The sequence below is a fragment of the Roseibium sp. genome (assembly GCF_025698965.1).
In the GTDB taxonomy this organism is placed as follows: Bacteria; Pseudomonadota; Alphaproteobacteria; order Rhizobiales; family Stappiaceae; genus Roseibium.
The window spans coordinates 1-3,029 of the sequence record NZ_JAILWL010000625.1 but is presented as its reverse complement, the minus strand read 5'-3'; the positions used below and the strand labels follow the sequence as shown (position 1 = coordinate 3,029).

At 51.6% G+C, this 3,029-nt stretch carries 3 protein-coding genes; 1 reads left to right on the top strand and 2 read right to left on the bottom strand.

Annotated features, from left to right (window positions below; translation table 11 throughout):
• On the bottom strand, positions 1-560 hold a 560-nt coding region (locus K5905_RS30700), incomplete at its 3' end, for a GNAT family N-acetyltransferase (RefSeq protein ID WP_297591519.1).
• 384 nt (positions 561-944) lie between these two features.
• Here K5905_RS30700 and K5905_RS30695 point away from each other — a divergent pair.
• Positions 945-2,222, top strand: a complete 1,278-nt coding sequence (locus tag K5905_RS30695; RefSeq protein WP_297591518.1) for a hypothetical protein — start codon at positions 945-947, stop codon at positions 2,220-2,222.
• Between the two features lie 236 nt (positions 2,223-2,458).
• On the opposite strand, the gene K5905_RS30690 is transcribed toward K5905_RS30695, so the two are convergent.
• Positions 2,459-3,029 (bottom strand): FAD-dependent oxidoreductase (locus K5905_RS30690; RefSeq protein WP_297591517.1); only part of this gene is annotated, 571 nt, incomplete at its 5' end.

Here is a 3,029-nt window from a genome sequence, read left to right as displayed (position 1 = left end):
TGCCATGGGAAGGTTACAATTACGTTGTGGAGCTTCTCATAACCACGTTTGCGCCAGAATGGGTCCAACGGACGATAGTCGACGGGCTTCATTGGGTGGTCGTCGGGACGAATAACCGCACAGAAAGCTGTCGCACCATACCCTAGCCTTCTGGCATGAGCTTCGCGCTCATCAAAAAAACGATGACCGATGCCCTGACCGCGATAAGAAGGATCAAGCACGGATTCAGCCAGATAGAATATATTTGCAGGATTGTATCCGCGTTCTTCAAGCGGTCCCTTGAAAGCCTCGTATTCCCCTCCCAGAGGCTCGCCGGTCGACGCACCGACCAGCCTGTCTCCATCATAGGCCCCGACAACCACGGCCCCTTGCGTTTCAGCGTAGCGTTGCAAGTACCTGGCTTCATATTCCATCGAACCTTCATACAGGTAAGGCCAGTCTCTAAAGACTGAGATCCGCAGCCGGGCGAGATCGTCCAGCACTGCTTTTAGCTCTTCACCCGTCAGACTTCTGATCTCTACCGGCACGATTTCCCCTTTCCTTTGAAGCGTCGATTGCATCCGAACGTATCGGAACACGGCTTCCCGAGGTGAGACAAAAAAGTTGCGACAGGAATTTGCAGATTTTCCCTTGGAAAAAGACATTCCTGTTCAGCTATGGGTTCTGTCGACAGACTATCGGAAAATGCAGAACGGTCTGACGGCAGAAAACAGGTACTTGATCTGCAACTTGTTCAAGGTCGGCAAGCTACTGGAATTGAACAGCTCATTGGAAGAAAGTGGCTAACGCACAACCTCGAAGTCTCTGTCTTCGTTTAAGAAGCGACACTCTGTAAAAAGATAACTTGCTCTACACATTTACGTTAACTCGGAAATTTGGCTCTACAATTTCTTCAAAATTGCTAGAGTAAAAATCGAAACTGAAAGTGCGATCCGGGGAATCCTGTGGTTCAACCTTTGAAAGACTTTAACAGCACCATTGCAAGGTCTTCGTCCAAACGGGATGAGAGATCGGATGTAATTGCAGCTATTGACGGTCTGATCAATGAACAGGCATTCAAAAAAGATCTCGGCCGCTGGGATTTTCTGCATTCCTTGAGCGAAATCGACGCCAGCCACTGGGCAAAGATCGTCAAGGGCTCCGCACGTCTTACTCCCGGAAAATTCCGGCTTCTATGCAAGGCATTGTGCGAAGACCCGGCACAGGAAGACCACCTCAAGGACCTTTACACCAGTTATCGTTCCTCGATCAAACGCTCCAGGGCAAAGCCTGTTTCCGAAAAGGAGCCGGAGGACCTTGCCGGCGCACTCAAAGGTCTGGCTGCCGATCTGGACATTCGATGCGAAGACTTTGCTGATTGCACAGTGTTTCGGGAGGTCATCAGACGTGCGATCCGCACACCCAGGTCAGCCGGCGATTTTTCAGGAGCCAAGCGCAATGGCAGAATTCTTGTACAAGGGCTGCACAATGACCTGTACCACCTGAGTTCCGATCGAGCCGAAGAACAGCTCATCGATCTCATGACCGCCTTGTGCTACGTCGCGTATCAGACAGCGGACGCTGATCTTTTCCGTTTTGCTGTAAAATCAAGCCACTTGCCTGCTGAGCCGAAAAAGACAACGCGCCTTCTCAAAGCAGTCCAGTTGCATTTGCAGCGCCGTTTCAACGAGGTCTTTTTCGACGTGCCAATCGAGCAGCTTCTCGATATGCAATCGGAGGCGAACTCATTGGCCGAAGACAGCCAGGAAAGCTGCGAAGAAAGAATGCCCATGGGCATCATGATCCGGCAGAACCATAGCCGGCTGTGTCTGCAAACCGGCCAGGCTCTTGCTCGAGACCGCATTGCACTTCAAAGAGCTGTCGAGATGAGTGACAGGGACGGAGACAGATTCACGGAATTTCAGGCTCTTTGTCGCGCCTATCTGGCAAAGTGGCATCTTGTAAAAGGTGATCTCGATACGGCTCAGACTACTCTGGCAGATGCCATTTCGCTTCTGGACCGGAAACTCGGCAAGTTCCATTGGGCAAGAGCCTGCGTGCGCGAATACCAAGCCGAAAGCGTATTGCACGAAATTCGTGTTTCAACACCTTCAGAAGACCTCGTCGAAACCTGTCTTGGATACCTTGATGATGCCTTGAAGAATATTCAGGTTTGCGGAAATCAACTCCAGATGAAGTTGTTGGAAAACAAGGTGGAACAGGTTCGAAACTCTTCGCTCTGAAGTCGATTGTGGCAGCCTGCAAAATGCGCGTCACGATTTTTACCAATTTTTGCCAGAATTTTGCCATGGCGCTCAATTGCTCTTTGGCTATCCTTGACGGGTATTGTTTGCCTCGTCGTATTTGAGGCCCGCTGTCTGCGATTTTTAAACCTAGCCTTTTTTTCTAACCATCTTGAGATATCGCCCGGTGGAAACGCTGGGCGATATTTCGTTTCTCAATTCAAACTGCCCCGCAGTCAATCGCGTGCTTCAAGCCAGGTCTGCGCGCTGGTCATGTTTCCATCCAAGATACTTGCTGCGAGTTTTTGACCGACAACTGCACCAAACTTGTAGCCATGACCGGAACAAGCCGAGACAACAGTCGCCTTGCTCTCGGTCCTGACAAAGAAATGTTCATCGGATGTAAACGTGTAGGCACACGTCACCACATCGTCCACCCGGTACTCCCCGATCCGGGCAATGGGCGGCGAAAAGTAGTTGCGAAGTGTCTCTCCTTCATCCGGCTTGGCAGTCCGGTCTTGATCCGGAGCAGCCTTGTATTTGTGAATACCGGCTCCAAATTTCAGACCCGTCCCTGTGACCGGAGGCAGGATGTATCCGTCAACAGGTCCGCCCGGATCAAGAATTGCCGGCGCGTTTTCCCAGCTTTCGCGCAGATCCGCAGGTGGCGTCAGATAGACTACCGCCGTCCGGTAAGTTGTCAGGCTGACATCCAGCTTCGGAAACAGGCCAAGCGTCCACGCACCCGCAGTGACCACCACGTGTTCTCCGGTCAGCTCAGTACCATCGCGCAGAGTGACCGTGCCA